The organism is Neoroseomonas eburnea (genome assembly GCF_018129005.1).
GTDB classification, from domain to species: domain Bacteria; phylum Pseudomonadota; class Alphaproteobacteria; order Acetobacterales; family Acetobacteraceae; genus Neoroseomonas; species Neoroseomonas eburnea.
This window is the reverse complement of record NZ_JAAEDL010000001.1, coordinates 174,918-190,211: the sequence shown is the minus strand read 5'-3', so window position 1 is coordinate 190,211 and position 15,294 is coordinate 174,918. Positions and strand designations below refer to the sequence as shown.

13 protein-coding genes are annotated in these 15,294 nt (G+C 71.8%); 3 read left to right on the top strand and 10 right to left on the bottom strand.

What is annotated here, in order from left to right; genetic code table 11:
• Positions 1–2: 2 nt before the first annotated feature.
• Genes GXW74_RS00935 through dusB form a run of 8 tightly spaced genes read right to left on the bottom strand, consistent with a single transcriptional unit; the run spans position 3 to position 9,354 of the window.
• On the bottom strand, positions 3–662 hold the full coding sequence (locus GXW74_RS00935; protein WP_211844389.1) for an HAD family hydrolase: 660 nt from the start codon (positions 660–662) through the stop codon (positions 3–5).
• On the bottom strand, positions 659–1,075 hold the full coding sequence (locus GXW74_RS00930; protein WP_211844388.1) for an ester cyclase: 417 nt from the start codon (positions 1,073–1,075) through the stop codon (positions 659–661). The genes GXW74_RS00935 and GXW74_RS00930 overlap by 4 nt, the downstream gene beginning before the upstream one ends.
• Entirely contained in the window at positions 1,072–1,944 is an 873-nt protein-coding gene (locus GXW74_RS00925; protein ID WP_211844387.1) for a D-amino-acid transaminase, read from the bottom strand. The genes GXW74_RS00930 and GXW74_RS00925 overlap by 4 nt, the downstream gene beginning before the upstream one ends.
• 10 nt (positions 1,945–1,954) lie before the next feature.
• Positions 1,955–3,373: a nitrogen assimilation response regulator NtrX gene (gene ntrX, locus GXW74_RS00920; RefSeq protein WP_211844386.1), complete on the bottom strand. Its 1,419-nt coding sequence runs from the start codon at positions 3,371–3,373 to the stop codon at positions 1,955–1,957.
• Entirely contained in the window at positions 3,363–5,687 is a 2,325-nt protein-coding gene (locus GXW74_RS00915) for a sensor histidine kinase NtrY-like (protein ID WP_211844385.1), read from the bottom strand. Before GXW74_RS00915 ends, ntrX begins: the two co-directional genes overlap by 11 nt.
• A gap of 18 nt (positions 5,688–5,705) precedes the next feature.
• Positions 5,706–7,148 carry a nitrogen regulation protein NR(I) gene (ntrC, locus tag GXW74_RS00910; RefSeq protein WP_211844384.1) on the bottom strand — a complete coding sequence of 481 codons (1,443 nt, stop codon included), beginning with the start codon at positions 7,146–7,148 and terminating at the stop codon, positions 5,706–5,708.
• Positions 7,145–8,281 carry a two-component system sensor histidine kinase NtrB gene (locus GXW74_RS00905; protein ID WP_211844383.1) on the bottom strand — a complete coding sequence of 379 codons (1,137 nt, stop codon included), beginning with the start codon at positions 8,279–8,281 and terminating at the stop codon, positions 7,145–7,147. The genes ntrC and GXW74_RS00905 overlap by 4 nt, the downstream gene beginning before the upstream one ends.
• Positions 8,278–9,354 carry a tRNA dihydrouridine synthase DusB gene (dusB, locus tag GXW74_RS00900; protein WP_211844382.1) on the bottom strand — a complete coding sequence of 359 codons (1,077 nt, stop codon included), beginning with the start codon at positions 9,352–9,354 and terminating at the stop codon, positions 8,278–8,280. Before dusB ends, GXW74_RS00905 begins: the two co-directional genes overlap by 4 nt.
• 144 nt (positions 9,355–9,498) lie before the next feature.
• Between dusB and GXW74_RS00895 the strand changes: the two genes are divergently transcribed.
• The 3 genes from GXW74_RS00895 (at position 9,499) to GXW74_RS00885 (ending at position 11,873) form a co-directional block, all read left to right on the top strand.
• Positions 9,499–9,888: a DoxX family protein gene (locus GXW74_RS00895; protein WP_211844381.1), complete on the top strand. Its 390-nt coding sequence runs from the start codon at positions 9,499–9,501 to the stop codon at positions 9,886–9,888.
• Positions 9,889–9,924: 36 nt separating this feature from the next.
• Positions 9,925–11,082 (top strand): bifunctional 2-C-methyl-D-erythritol 4-phosphate cytidylyltransferase/2-C-methyl-D-erythritol 2,4-cyclodiphosphate synthase, encoded by a 1,158-nt coding sequence (locus GXW74_RS00890; protein ID WP_211844380.1) that lies wholly within the window; start codon positions 9,925–9,927, stop codon positions 11,080–11,082.
• Between the two features lie 92 nt (positions 11,083–11,174).
• Positions 11,175–11,873 carry an HD-GYP domain-containing protein gene (locus tag GXW74_RS00885; protein WP_211844379.1) on the top strand — a complete coding sequence of 233 codons (699 nt, stop codon included), beginning with the start codon at positions 11,175–11,177 and terminating at the stop codon, positions 11,871–11,873.
• 254 nt (positions 11,874–12,127) lie between these two features.
• Here the strand turns inward: GXW74_RS00885 and GXW74_RS00880 are convergent, their stop codons facing one another.
• Complete coding sequence (locus GXW74_RS00880; protein ID WP_211844378.1) at positions 12,128–13,819, bottom strand: putative bifunctional diguanylate cyclase/phosphodiesterase; 1,692 nt, start codon at positions 13,817–13,819, stop codon at positions 12,128–12,130.
• Positions 13,820–14,064: 245 nt separating this feature from the next.
• The gene (locus GXW74_RS00875; RefSeq protein ID WP_211844377.1) at positions 14,065–15,237 is read right to left on the bottom strand and encodes an acetyl-CoA acetyltransferase; all 1,173 of its coding nucleotides are present in this window, start codon (positions 15,235–15,237) and stop codon (positions 14,065–14,067) included.
• Between the last annotated feature and the right edge of the window lie 57 nt (positions 15,238–15,294).

Sequence of the window (15,294 nt, the reverse complement as noted above, 5' to 3'; positions counted from 1 at the left end):
CGTCAGCGATTGGCAAGGGAAAGAAGCACTGCCTCCAGCGCATGGCCGTCCGCGAAGGAGTCATCCGGCGCCGCCGCGGCAATGCCCCCGTCATGCGCCGCGTCGCCGAGCAGCACGGCGCGGCAGCCCGCGGCGCGCGCCGCCTGCATGTCGAGCATGGTATCGCCCACGTACCAGACTTCCGGGGAGGGCGGCACGCCGAGGGCTTCGAGCGCCATCATCAGCGGCGCCGCGTCGGGCTTGTCCCGTGCCGCGTCGCCGGCGCCCACCAGCGCGCCGAAATGTCCCGCCCAGCCGAGATGCGCGGCCTCCGCCCGCAGCAGCGGCCCCTGCTTGTTGGAGACAACCCCCTGCGGCGCGACCCGCCCCGCCGCGACAAGCGCCGCCGCGGCGCCCGGCATCGGCGCGACGACCGCGAGGTGCCGCGCGCGGACCTCGGCGTAGAAGATGTCCCTCGCCCTCTCCCACTCGGCGCCGAACAGGGCTGGGAAGGATTCGCGCAGCGACTTCCGTACGTTGCCCAACACCTGGGCGCGGTCCCATTCCGGCAGGCCGAAGGCGCGGAAGGCGGCGTTCAGCCCGGCCTCGATCGCCGCCCAGCCATCGACCAGCGTGTTGTCCCAGTCCCACAGGATCGCGGTGGGGCGTCGCGCGATGCTCACGTCCGCAACTGCCCGAGCAGGCCGAGCATGTCTCCCATCACCCAGAGATGCCGGATGCGCCCGGCTCCCAGGGTGAAGAAGCCGACGCCCTCCCAGGCCAGGTCCCGGCCGGTCGGGGCGAAATCCAGGAAGGAGCCCGCATCGTGCCGCCCGGAGAATCGCACGCGCGCGGCGACGCGCTCGCCGTCGCACAGCAGGTCCACCACCTCGCAGCGGTAGGTGGAGAAGGCATGGCGCACGCTCCGCACATAGGCCGCGAAGGCATCGTGGCCATGCATGGTCTGCCCGAAGGTGCCCTGGAAGGCGACGTCGTCATGCATCAGCGCCGGCAGGCGGGCGAGGTCCGCCTTCTCCCACAGTTCCGCGTAGAAGGCGCGGACGACCTCGGCGTTGCTGGCGGCCCGCTCGCTCACGCCGCGTTCTTCAGCCCGCCCTTCACGTGGCGGGCAAAGATGTCGAACAGCCGCCGCACCACGGGCCCGACCTTGCCGTCCCCGACCGGCGCGCCGTCGATCTTCACGATCGGCCTCACGAAGGACGTCGCGGAAGTGATGAAGGCCTCCCGCGCCCGGCGCATCTCGTCGAGCGAGAAGGCGCGCTCCTCGATGCCGATGCCGGCCTCGGCGAGTTCGGCGAGCAGCGCGGCGCGCGTGCAGCCGGGCAGGATCTCGTGGCCGAGCGGCCGCGCGCGAATGACGCCGTGCTCGTCCACGATCCAGAAGGAGGTCGCCGCCCCTTCCGTCACCATCCCGGTCGCCTCGTCGTAGAGCACCGCCTCGATCGCGCCCTGCTCGCGCGCGGCCTGGCGCGCCAGGCAGTTGGGCAGGAGATTCACCGTCTTGATGTCGCGCCGCGCCCAGCGCAGGTCGGGATGGGTGATGGCGCTGCCGCCCCAGTGATCGACCGCCGCCGGATAGGGCGGGATGCGCTTGATGGTGACCACGATCGCCGGGGGCACCGGCTTCGAGGGGAAGGCATGGTCGCGCCGCGCCACGCCGCGCGTCACCTGCATGTAGAGCAGCCCTTCGGTCACGCGGTTGCGCCGCGCGACCTCCCGCAGCACCAGCCGAAGCGCCGCGCGGGACATCGGCATGGGCAGCCTGATCTCGCGCAGGCTGCGTTCCAGCCGGTCGAGATGGCGGTCCTCATCGATGGTGCGGCCGTCGTAGATATGGACGACCTCGTAGATGCCGTCGCCGAACTGGTAGCCGCGATCCTCGACGTTCACGCTGGCTTCGGGCTGCGGCAGGTAGCGGCCGTTGACGTAGGCGATGCGGGACATCCGGGATCCTTCAGGCGTTGCCGACCGAGCCGACCGGGCTCGCCCGGTCCTCGGCCTGGACGCCGAGGAACTTCAGCTTGCGATGCAGCGCGCTGCGCTCCATGCCGACGAAATTCGCCGTGCGGCTGATATTGCCGCCGAACCGCAGGAGCTGCGCCTCCAGGTACTGCCGCTCGAACAATTCGCGCGCCTCGCGCAGCGGCAGGGTCATGATCTCGCTGGAGCGGTCGAGCTTCAGCACCGCGGGCGCGGCCGCGCCCACCTGCGGGGGCAGCATGTCGGCGCGGATCGCTTCCCTCGCCTCGCCCGGCGCCATGATCAGCAGCCAGTCGATGAGGTTGCGCAGCTCCCGCACATTGCCCGGCCAGTCATAGGCCTGCATGGCGGCGAGCGCGTCTTCCGAGAGTTCGCGCGAGGCCATGCCGGTGGTCTCGGCTGAACGGCCCATGAAATGGCGCGCCAGCACCGGCACGTCCTCCCGCCGCTCGCGCAGCGCGGGCACGCGCAACGGCACCACGGCGAGGCGGTAGTACAGATCCTCGCGGAAGCGTCCGGCGGCGATCTCCGCAGCGAGGTCGCGGTTGGTGGTGGAGAGCACGCGCACATCCACCTTCACCCGCGTGCCGCCGCCGATGCGCTCGAAGCCCTGTTCCTGCAGCGCGCGCACGATCTTGCCCTGGGTCTCCAGCGGCATGTCGGCGATCTCGTCCAGCAGCAGCGTCCCGCCATGGGCGCGTTCCAGCACGCCGGCGCGGCGCGGATGCGCCAGCGGGTCGGCGCCGGCCTCGACGCCGAACAGCTCCTCCTCGAAGCGCGAGGGATTCAGCGTGGCGCAGTTCAGCACCAGGAAGGGGCCGTCGGCGCGGCGGGAGCGCGCATGGATCATCCGCGCCGCCACCTCCTTGCCTGCGCCGGCGGGCCCGGTGATCAGCACGCGCGATCCGGTCGGCGCCACCTTCTCGATCGCGCCCCGCAGTTGCGACAGCGGCGCCGATCCGCCGACCAGCTCCGTCTCCGGTCCCGCGCGCAGGCGCAATTCGCTGTTCTCGCGCCGCAGCCGCGCCGCCTCCAGCGCGCGGGAGACGATCAGCAGCAGCCGGTCGGACTTGAACGGCTTCTCGATGAAGTCGTAGGCGCCCTGCTGGATCGCCTGCACCGCGGTCTCGATGGTGCCGTGGCCGGAGATCATCACCACCGGCACCTGCGGTTCCTCGCTGTGCAGCGCCTCGAGAATGCCGAGCCCGTCCAGCCGCGAGTTCTGCAGCCAGATGTCGAGGACGACGAGCGACGGCCGCCGCGCCCGGAAGGCCGCGATCGCCGCATCGGAATTGTGCGCCTGCCGCGTCTCGTAGCCCTCATCCGAGAGGATGCCCTCGATGAGCGCCCGGATGTCCGGCTCGTCGTCGACGATCAGGATCTCATGCGCCATGCGCAACCTTCGCTCCCTCGCCGGCCCTCGACGAATCGGCCGAGGCCTCGCCCCCCGCGCCGGCGGCGCGCAGCGGCAGGATCAGCGCGACCCGCGCGCCGGGGCCGTCTTCCCGGTCCTCCAGCGCCAGCCGCCCCCCATGGTCCTCCATGATCTTCTTCACGATGGCAAGGCCAAGCCCGGTTCCCTTCGGCTTGTGAGTGACATAGGGCTCGGTCAGGCGGTCCCTGTCCTCCTCCTTCGGCAGCCCGACTCCGTCATCGGTGACGGTGATGATCACATGATCGGGGGTCGCCTCCACCCGTGTCTCGATGCACCCCGCCCCCTCGGCGGCACGGGAGGCAACCGCGTCAGCCGCGTTCTGCAGCAGGTTGGTCAGCGCCTGGCCGATCAGCCGGCGGTCGCAGGGCACCGTCGGCGCCGGGTCCGCATAGGTCGTCCCGTAGGTGATTTCGGGATGCGCGTCGCGCTGCAGCACCAGCGCCTCACGCAGGAGCCGGTTCGGGTCTTCCGGCCGGATCACCGGCTGCGGCATGCGTGCGAAGGCGGAGAACTCGTCCACCATGCGCCCGATGTCGCCGACCTGCCGCACGATGGTGTCGGTGCACTGGCGGAAGGTATCGGGATCGTCGGTGATCTGCTTGAGGTAGCGCCGCTTCAGCCGCTCCGCGGAAAGCTGGATCGGCGTCAGCGGATTCTTGATCTCGTGCGCGATGCGCCGCGCGACATCCGCCCAGGCCGCCTTGCGCTGCGCCGACAGCAATTCGGTGATGTCGTCGAAGGTGAGGACGTAGCCCTCGACGCGCCCGCCCTGCGTCTCCGCGCCGAGGCGCACGATCAGGGTGCGCCGCGCCGCCGGCGGGCCGGTACGGATCTCCGCGGTGTGCGCGCGGTCCGGCTGCGCCCTTGCGTCGGCGAGCAGGGACGCGAATTCCGGCGCGACCCCCTGCAGCGGCAGCCCGATCGCCGCGTCGAGATCGACGCCGAGCAGCGCCGAGGCGGAACGGTTGGGCAGGTTCACCCGCCCCTCGGCATCGAGCCCGATGACGCCGGCGGTGACACCCGAGAGCACCGTCTCGGTGAAGCGGCGCCGCTCGTCGATCTGCCGGTAGGCTTCCATCAGCTCCGCGCGCTGCGCGCCGAGCTGGCTCGTCATCCGGTTGAAGGCGCGCGACAGGCTGGCGACCTCGTCATCCGCCTCGCCTTCCTGCACGCGGGTCGAGAGGTCCCCCGCGCGCACCCTTTCCGCCGCCGTGATCAGGCGCGAGATCGGCCGCGCGATGCGGTTGGCGATGAGCAGCCCGAGCAGCACGGCGCCGAGCAGCACCAGCAGCGTCGCGATCGCGAAGATCAGGAAGAAGGTGATCTGCAGGTCACCGCGGTTGCGGTCGAGCCGGTCGTATTCCTGGAAGGCCAGCTCCGTCGTGCGCATGTGATCGAGCACGCCGGGGTCGAGCGGACGGCTGATCATCAGCATCAGGCCCGGCGGGATGTTGAGCGCGACCATGGCGCGCACCCGCCCTTCGCCGGCCTCGCCCGGCAGCACCGCGACCTCGCCGGCGCGCGCCTGCTCCAGCGCCCAGGAGGGCGGCGGGTCCACCACCGCCCCGGTGGTCAGCCCCGCCGTCGCCATCACCTGGCCGAGCGTCGGTTCGAAGACGACCGATTCCGTCAGCCCGCGGATCGCCGTGTGGGTCGCCAGCAGCCGCGCGAAGGCGAGGCCGTTGTCGGGCAGGTAGATCTGCGCCGCGCGGTTGAGGTCGTTCGCCATCGCCAGGATATCGGCGCGGATGGTGTTGCGGTGCTCCTCGAGATAGGCGCGCGAGGCGACGAGGGAGGCCTCCAGCGTGTCGCGCACCCGGTCGCTGAACCAGGACTGGATGCCGAGGTTGAAGAACAGCGCCGCGAAGCCCGCCACCAGGATCGACGGCCCCACCGCCACCACGCCGAACAGCAGCACCAGGCGCACGTGCAGGCGCGACCCGGCGGAGCCCCGCCGGCGCTCCACCCACATGCGCACCAGCCGCGCCGCCAGCGAGGCGACCAGCATCAGCAGCACGGCGAGGTTCGCCAGGATGACGCCGACCACCTGCCCCGGGCCGGTCGGCCCGAGCGGCGTGCCGCCCGACAGCACGGCGAAGGTCGCAAGCCCCAGCCCCAGCGCCACCAGCGCCAGGCCGATCGTCATGCCGCCGCCCTGCAGCAGCTCCCCCGCGCGCCGGACCCAGGAGGAGGCGGCGGGCTCCACCTCCTTGGGGTGCCTCTGGGTGCGCGCGGCCGGCCGCGCGCCGCGGTTGCGGAACAGGCCCAGCATGTCAGGGCCCGGGCATGGTCAGGACAGGCCGCGCACCACGGGCAGCTCGAGCTCGCGGATCTTCTTGCGCAGCGTGTTCCGGTTGAGGCCAAGCATCGCCGCCGCCTTGATCTGGTTGCCCCTTGTCGCACCCAGGGCGAGGCGCAGCAATGGCCGCTCCACCTCGGCGAGGACACGCTCATAGAGGTCGCGCACCGGCATGCCGTCCTTGTGCGCCGCCATGAAGGTCTGGAGATGGCGTTCCACCGCCTGTTCGAGCGTCGCCGGCTGCGCCTGGCCGTCCGGGCCGGCCGGCTGCACGGCCTCCGCGAGCTCGGCCGCCACGGCGTCGGCGCCGATCACCTCCTGCGGATACAGGGCCGCGAGGCGGCGCATGAGGTTCTCGAGCTCGCGCGCATTGCCCGGCCAGGCGTGGCCCTTGAGCGCATCCATCGCCTCGGTCGAAAGCTGCTTGCCCGGCAGCCCGGCCGCCTTGGCGCGGTCGAGGAAGTGGCGCGCCAGCAGCGGGATGTCCTCCATGCGCTCGCGCAGCGGCGGCAGGCGGATGGGTACGACGTTGAGGCGGTAGAAGAGATCCTCGCGGAACAACCCCTGCCGGATGAGCTGGCGCAGGTCACGATGCGTCGCCGCGACGATGCGCACATTCGCCTTGATCGGCTGGCGGCCGCCCACGGTGGTGAACTCGCCCTCCTGCAGCACGCGCAGCAGACGGGTCTGCGCCTCCGGCGGCATGTCGCCGATCTCGTCGAGGAACAGCGTGCCGCCGGCCGCCTGCTCGAAGCGCCCGATGCCGCGGTTGAGCGCGCCGGTGAAGGCGCCGCGCTCATGGCCGAAGAGTTCCGCCTCGATCAGCTCGCGCGGGATCGCCGCCATGTTGATGGCGACGAAGGGCCCGGTGCGGCGCTTGCCGTAGTCGTGCAGCGCGCGGGCGACCAGTTCCTTGCCGGTGCCGCTCTCGCCCGTGATCATCACCGTGAGGTCGGTGGTCGTGAGGCGTGCGACGGTGCGGTAGATCTCCTGCATCGCCTGGGACCGGCCGACCAGGGGGAGCTTCTCGCCCTCTCCCTCCTGCACCGGCACGACCGGCTCGGCCGGGGCGGCGAGGGCGCGCTCCACCACCGCGAGCAGCTCCTTCAGGTCGAAGGGCTTGGGCAGGTATTCGAAGGCGCCGCGCTGGGTCGCCTTCACCGCCGTCGCGAAGGTCGATTGCGCGCTCATCACCACCACGCGCAGCTCGGGGCGCACGCGGCGGATGCGGGGGACGAGGTCGAGGCCGTTCTCGTCCGGCATCACCACGTCGGTGATCACAAGGTCCCCTTCCCCATCCTCCACCCAGCGCCAGAGGGTGGCAGCCGATGACGTCGCCCGCACCTGGTAGCCGGACCGGCCGAGCGCCTGGCTCAGCACGGTGCGGATGGCGCGGTCGTCATCGGCGATGAGGATGGTACGGGCGTCAGTCATTGCGCGGTCCCGAGGCTTCCCGGCGGTGGCGTGGGCATCGAAAGCCGGAACACGGTCCGCCCGGGCCTGCTGTCGCACTCGATCAGCCCGCCCTGGTCCGCGACCAGCTTCGCGACGAGAGCGAGGCCGAGCCCCTGCCCACCCCGCTTCGTGCTGACGAAGGGTTCAAAAAGTGTGCCGCGGACTTCCTCGGCGATTCCAGGGCCGTTGTCGCGCACGCTCATCTGCAGTGGCAGGTGCACACGGTCGGCAGAACCGGGCACCGCAATGCGCACGCCATGATGGTAGGCAGTGGAGAGCACGATTTCACCGCCCACCGGATCGACAGCTTCTGCCGCATTCTTCACCAGATTGAGCAGAATTTGCACAAGCAGGTCCCGATTGCCCCAGACCGCCGGCAGGGAAGGGTCGTATTCCTCGGTGATCCGCAGATGGGAGGCGAAGCCGCTCTCGGCGATCCGCCGCACATGGTCGAGCACCCGGTGGATGTTCACCGGCCCGAGTTCGACCGGCCGCTCGGAGAACATGTCGAAGCGGTCGACCAGGCCGCGGATGCGGTCCGCTTCGTCCTGGATGAGCTGGCAGAGCTCCCTGTCGCCCTCCCCGGCATTCTGTTCCAGGAGCTGCGCCGCCCCGCGGATGCCCGAGAGCGGGTTCTTCACCTCATGCGCCAGCATCGCCGCCATCGCCGAGGCGCCACGCGCCGCGCCGCGGAAATTGAGCTGGCGGTCGAGCATCTGCGCCGTCGAGCCATCCTGCAGCGTCAGCACCACGGCACCGGCCAGTTCCGGCAGCGGTGCGGCATGCACGCTGACGCCACGCCGCGCAAGGCGCGGGCTTTCCAGCGCCAGGTCGTGGTCGGAGACGCGCGCATCGAGCCGTCGCACCTGCTCGATCAGCGCGAAGAGACGGCTGTCCGCCGGCAGCAGTTCCGCCAGCCCGAGCTGCGCGAGGGAGGCGGCCGAGCTGCTGAAGAACTGCTCGGCCGCCGCGTTGACGCTGATGAAGCGGTTCGCCGCGTCGAGCACCACCACCGGCACCGGGATGGCGCCGAGGATCGCCGCCGCGTCCGGCGCGGCGCGGCCGCGCCAGGTCGAAGGGCGCGCGGCGCGGCGCAGCAGCCCGCCCTTCATGCCGCCATCCGGTCCTCGCCGGCCTCCCGGAAGGCGTCGCGCACGACTTCGACGCCGCGCTCGACCAGCGGGTCGTAGAAGGCATGGACGAGTTCGCGCACCGCCTCGGGCGTTTCGCAGCGGTTCACCTGGACACGGAACTCGGCCGATCCCGGCAGACCCTTCGAGTACCAGGCGACATGCTTGCGCGCGAGCCGCACCCCGGGGTCGCGGCCGTGATGCAGCAGCATGTCCTCGTAGTGTTCGAGAAGGATGCGCTTCTGCTCGGCAAGCTGCGGCTCCTCTGCCGCGCGGCCGGCGAGCCGCGCCGCCACCACGGCCGGGAACCATGGCCGCCCGTAGCAGCCGCGGCCGATCATCACCCCGTCGGCGCCGGAACGTCGCAGCGCCTCCTCGGCGTGCTCGACCGTGACGATGTCGCCATTGGCGATGACCGGGATGCGCACCGCCTCCTTCACCTGGCGGATGAAGTCCCAGTCGGCCGTGCCGGAGTAGAACATCTGCCGCGTGCGGCCGTGCACGGTGACGAGGCGGATGCCCGACTCCTCGGCGATGCGCGCGAGGCGCGGCGCATTCAGGCTGTTGTGGTCCCAGCCCATGCGCATCTTGAGCGTCACCGGCACGGCCACCGCGCGCACGGTCGCCTCCAGGATGCGGGCGGCGGCGATCTCATCGCGCATCAGCGCCGAGCCGGCGCTCTGTCCGACCGCCACCTTCTTCACCGGGCAGCCGAAATTGATGTCGACGATCGCGGCCCCCCGGTCGACCACCAGCCGCGCCGCCTCGGCCATGGTCGCGGGGTCGCAGCCGGCGAGCTGCACCGAGGCCGGGCCGCCGAATCCGTCCACCTCCGCCATCTTCAGGGTCTGCCGGTTGGTGCGCACCATGGCCTGGGACGCGATCATTTCGCTGACCACCATCGGCGCGCCGAGGGCGCGGGCGAGCCGCCGGAAGGGCAGGTCCGTCACCCCCGACATCGGGGCGAGGATCACCGGGGCAGGAATGGCGGCGCCGCCGAGCTCGATCGGCGTCAGGCCGGCCGGGGGAATCCCGGCCTCGGATGCGTTGCTCATGATTTGAGCAAAATAGGCTCTGCACGCCCATCCGGCAACTCCGGCCGGCCGGCGCTGCCGCCGAAACGGACACGGCACGTATTGAAGGGCGGCAAATGAGAAGTCATGTGTTGATCTGCAACAAGACCGGGATGCCATCCTTCCATGCCTTCTCTCGACCGCTGGGCGCCCCATGCGCTGGGCCTGCTCCGCATCGTCGCGGCGCTGATCTTCTTCGAGCACGGGACGCAGAAGCTCTTCGGCTTCCCGGCGCGCCCCAATGGCGGGGCGGGCCCCGCGCTGCTTTCGATGTATGGCGTCGCCGGGCTGCTCGAGATCGCGGGCGGGGCGCTGCTCGTCGTCGGGCTCTATGTCCGGCCGGTCGCCTTCGTGCTTTCGGGGCTGATGGCCGCCGCCTACTGGATCTCCCACGCGCCGCGCAGCGTCTTCCCGGTGCTGAACGGCGGCGATGCCGCCATCCTCTACTGCTTCCTCTTCCTCTACCTGGTGTTCGCCGGCGGCGGCGCTTTCGCATTGGACAACCGGCGGAAATAGTCTATCGCGCGGCCCCTTCCCGGGCCGGAACCGCCGATGACGATGGACGCCCTGCTGATGGCCGCCGGCACCGGCACCCGATTCGGGTCGCCGGTGCCGAAGCAGTACCTGCCGCTGCTCGGCCGCCCCGTGATCCGCCACGCCGCCGAGGCGCTGCTGCGCGACGGTCTGGTGCGGCGCGTCCTGCCGGTGGTCGCCGATGGCGAGGAAGCGCGCGTCGCTGCCCTGCTCGCCGGCCTGCCCGTGCTGCCGCCGGTCGCCGGCGGTGCAACCCGGGCGGCGAGCGTGCGCGCGGGGCTTGAGGCGCTCACCGCCGACCCGCCCGAAGCGGTGCTGGTGCACGACGCCGCCCGCCCGGTCATCCCGCCCGGCACGCTGGCGGCCCTGCGCGCGGCGCTGGAGGCCGCCCCGGGCGCGATTCCCGCCCAGCCGGTGACGGACACGCTGAAGCGCGGCAGCGCGGGCCACATCGTCGAGACCGTGCCGCGCGAGGGCCTGTTCCGCGCCCAGACTCCGCAGGCCTTCCGGTTCGCGGCGCTGCTCGCCGCCCATCGGCAGGGCGACGGCAGCGCCACCGACGATGCCGCCTTGCTGGAGGCGACAGGGGCGCCCGTCGTCCTGGTGCCGGGCGGCGAGAGCAATGTGAAGATCACCTGGCCCGAGGACCTCGCCCGCGTGGAAGCCCAGCTCGCCGCCCGCCTCATCCCGCGCATGGGCACGGGCTTCGACGTGCACCGCCTGGTCGAGGACCGGCCGCTGATCCTCTGCGGCGTCACCATCCCCTTCCCGCTCGGTCTTTCCGGCCATTCGGACGCGGATGTCGGCATCCATGCGCTGTGCGACGCGATCTACGGCGCGCTGGCGGAAGGCGACATCGGCCGCTGGTTCCCGCCCTCCGAGGCCGAATGGAAGGACGCCGACAGCGCGCGCTTCCTGCGCCACGCCGCGGGTCGTATCGCCGCGCGCGGCGGCGTGCTCGTCAATGCCGACGTCACGCTGATCTGCGAACGGCCGAAGATCGCGCCCCACGCCCCGGCGATGCGGGCGCGGCTTGCAGAGCTTCTCGGCGCCTCGCTCGATGCCGTCTCGGTCAAGGCGACCACGACGGAGCGCCTTGGGTTCGCAGGCCGCGGCGAGGGCATCGCCGCCCAGGCGGCGGCCGTGGTGCTGGTGCCTGTGATATCCGCGTCATGAGCGAAATTTCGTGAGCCTGCGTCTTTTCCGAGACATTCGGGATGCCTAAGTTGCAGCATCGATCAGGGCAGAGTTGCCCGATGGCGGCAGGCATGAACGCGATTTCCCTGGTCCCGGTCGAGACGCCCTCGATCTGTCCGCGCTGCGGACGGGGATACGCACCCGCAGTCAAGGCGCCGGACCGGCTGGCCTGCGTCTGTTCCGCCCATGACGAGGCATTGGAAGGTCTCGTCTGGCGCAGCCTCGCGAGCGACCCGGAAGGCCGGGAGCATCCCTTCCGAGTGGGGCGCCTCGCGGCGATGCTCGCGGCCGCGCTCGGCATCTCCGAGGAACAGCAGGCACTGCTGGAACGCGCCGCCGCGCTGCATGACATCGGCAAGATGTCGCTGCCGGAGGGCGTGCTCGGTCACCGCCACGTGCTCGACCCCGAGGCGCGCCGCGTGATGGAGCGCCACACCTTGCTCGGCGCCAGCATCCTCGCCTATGCCACCAGCCCGTGGATGCGTCTCGCGGCCACCATCGCGCTCGCGCACCACGAACGGTGGGACGGCAGCGGCTACCCGTCCGGGCTGGCCGGCGAGAAGATCCCGCTCGCCGCGCGCTTGGTGGCGGTGGCCGATGTCTACGACGCCCTGCGCTCCGAGCGCCCCTACAAGGACGCGCAGGACCACGACGAGGCACTCGGCCGGATGCTCGAGGGCGATGGCCGCATCAGCCCGGCGCAGTTCGATCCTTGCGTGCTCAAGGCGCTGCGCGACCAGGCGGCGGCGGTTGCCGCGATGCCGCGTTGAGCCGGCGTCGGGCCGGACGCATCAGAGCGTAGCCCTTGCGCGGCCGGTCTTCGCCGCGGCGCGTGGCCGCGCCCGCCGCTGTGCGGGAAAGCGGCCGGACAGCCGGTCCGCCGAAAGCAATGTCCGGACGTCGGAGCAGTTCCCGATCAGGTGGAATCACCTGATCGGGTGAAGATGCCCGCCAGAGCAGAGGATCCGGGGGGATGCCGTGAGCCAGGGCGAATGGCAGCCGATCCGGCTGCGCGCACCCGGCATCACGCCGCCGCGCCGGCCGAGAGCGCCTCGATCGCCGTCCCCACCTGGGCTTCCGGCACCGGCCGGCCGAACAGATAGCCCTGGGCGGCATCGCAGCCCTCGTTGAGCAGGGCGCTGAGCTGCGCGGGCGTCTCGACCCCTTCGGCCGTCACGGCCATGCCAAGGCTGCGCCCGAGTCCCGTCACCGCGCGCACGATCGCCATCGCATCGCTGCCGCAGGGCAGATCCTTGACGAAGGAGCGGTCGATCTTCAGCCGGTCGAAGGGAAAGACGCGCAACTGCGTCAGGGAGGAATGACCGGTACCGAAATCGTCCATGGCGATGCCGACGCCGCGTTCCCGCAGCGCCTGCAACTGACCGAGCGCGGAATCGGCGCTGGCCAGCAGCACCGTCTCGGTCACCTCGAGTTCGAGCCGCCCCGGCGGCAGGCCGCTCGCCTCCAGCGCGGCTGCCACCGTCGCCGGCAGCATCCCGTCCTCGAACTGGCAGGGTGAGATGTTGACCGCGACCCGCAGCTCCGCCGGCCAGGTGGCGGCGGCGCGGCAGGCCTCCCGCAGTACCCAGGCGCCGATGCGGCGCATCAGGCCGAGCCGTTCGGCCACCGGCAGGAAGATCACCGGGGTCAGCAGCCCGCGCTCCGGATGGCGCCAGCGGATCAGCGCCTCGAAGCCGGTGAGGCGGGCGCCGGGCAGGGCAACCTGCGGCTGGAAATGGAGCTCGAACTCGCCTTCGGCGGCGGCCCGGCGGAGCGCCGCCTCCAGGGCGCGGGTCTCCTGCCAGCGCGTGTCCATCTCCGGGCTGAAGCGGCGCCAGGCACCGTCGCTGTCGAGCGGGGTTTCGTGCCGGGCCATGGCGGCGCGGCGCAGCAGCAGCGGCGCCTCGCTCCCGTCGGAGGGCGCCACGGCAATGCCGACGCGCGGCGCCACGACGACGGTTTCCCCGGCGATGAGGTAGGGGCGGCCGAGCAGGTCCACGAGCCGCCCTGCGAGCGACGCGGCCTGGGAGGGATCGGCGACCTCGCTCTGCAGCACGGCGAATTCCTCCCCGGCCATGCGGGCGACGAGGTCTCCGTCGCGCACCGCGGCCTGCAGGCGGCGCGCGGCGGCGCGCAGCAGGTCCTCCCCGATCGCGTGGCCGAGCACCTGGTTGACGGCGCGGATGCCTTCGAGGTCGCACAGCAGCACGGCGCAGCCGCCGCGCCGGCGCGACGGACGGTCGAGCGCGGCAGCGAGCCGCGCCTCGAACATGGCGCGGTCGGCAAGCCCGGTGAGCGGGTCCGTCCCGCCTCCACCAGCCAGCGCCGTATCGGGGACGATGCTGAGGATCCAGGTGCCGGGCGTCGCGCGACGGATGCCGAAGCGCAGCCCCGGCGCGCCCTCGAGGCGGAGATTCGCCTCCCGATCCCCGTCCGGCGTGGTGGCGTCGAGGCAGGCGGCCATCAGCGCCGCGACCGCATCGCGGTCGAGCCGCGGGCTCGCCTCCAGCATCTCGGCGAGGCCGCGCGCCTGGCGGCCGGTGCGGGCGAGGCCGAGCAGCACGCTGGCGCGCCCGCTCACCAGCCCGATGCGAAGGTTGGAATCGAAGCTGAGGACGCCCTCGGGCAGGGTTTCGAGCGCGGCCGCGGCGAGTTGCTCCTTGCCGGGCGCCCGTGGGGTCCGCGTCGCGGTGCCCGCCTCCGCCATCCCGTCCATCGCGATCCGTCCGCCTCCATCCGGGCCCGGGGAACGCAGGGATCGGCGCTGCCGACCCTGGTCCGAGGCGTCACTCTGGCGGCAGGGAAGTGAACAAAAGATGGATGCCGGCGCCTGCATTCGGCGGCGGCACAACGCGCCCGGCGGCACCCGACGGCCCCGCGGCCGGACCAGCCGCCGCGCCGACCCCACCGGCCCGGAACGGCGCTCCCGGGCGCGTCGCGATGCCTGCCGGCGCGGGACGGCTACTTCGCCCGCTCGAGCACCGAGACGTAGTTGGCCACGGCCGCGCCGCCCATGTTGAACACGCCGCCGAGTTCCGCCTTCGGAAGCTGCATGGCGCCCGCGCTGCCGGTAAGCTGCATCGCCGCCAGCACGTGCATGGACACGCCCGTCGCGCCGATCGGGTGGCCCTTCGACTTGAGCCCGCCCGAGCGGTTCACCGGCAGCCGGCCGTCTGCGCGGGTCCAGCCTTCCAGCGCGGCCCGCGCGCCCTGCCCTTCGGGCGTCAGGCCCATCGCCTCGTATTCGATGAGCTCGGCGATGGTGAAGCAGTCATGCGTCTCGACGAAGGAAAGGTCGGACAGCGCGATGCCCGCCTGCTCATAGGCCCGCGCCCAGGCCGTGCGCGCGCCCTCGAAGCGGATGATGTCGCGCGCGGCGATCGGGAGGAAGTCGTTGACCTGCACCGCGGCGCGGAAGCGCACCGCCTTGGCCATGGCCGTCGCCGTCTCGGCATCGGTCATCACCAGCGCGGCGGCGCCGTCGGAGACGAGCGAGCAGTCGGTCCGCTTCAGCGGGCGGGCGACATAGGGGTTCTTCTCGCTCTCGGTGCGGCAGAACTCGTAGCCGAGATCCTTGCGCATCTGGGCCCAGGGATTGTCCACGCCGTTCCGGTGGTTCTTCGCCGCGATCGCGGCGAGCGCGTCGGACTGGTCGCCGTGGCGCTGGAAATAGGCCTCCGCGATGCGTCCGAAGACGCCGGCGAAGCCGCCGTCGATGTCCTGCTCGGTCTTGCGGTAGGACGCCGTCAGCAGGATGTCGCCCACCTTCGGCCCGGGGGTCGAGGTCATCTTCTCGGCCCCGACGACCAGCGCGAAGCGGCCGCGGCCGGCGGCGAGGAAATCCCGCGCGCCATGGATCGCGGCGCTGCCGGTCGCGCAGGCATTCTCGTAGCGGGTGATCGGCCTGAAGCGGAGCTCGGGCACGGATTGCAGCACGAGCGAGGCCGGGAAGCCCTGGGGGGTGAACCCTTCGCCGAAGACGCCGACGAAACCGGCATCGACATCCTCCGGCGCGATGCCGGCATCCTCGATGGCGGCGCGCGCGACGCCGGCGATCAGGGTCTCGAGGTCGGGCGCGTCCTCGCGCTTGCCGAAGGGGCTGTGGGCCCAGCCCACGATGCAAGCCTCGGTCATGGCGGATCCTCCGGTTGGACGAGGGCAATGTAGGCAGGCCCGCGCGCCGCCGCCATG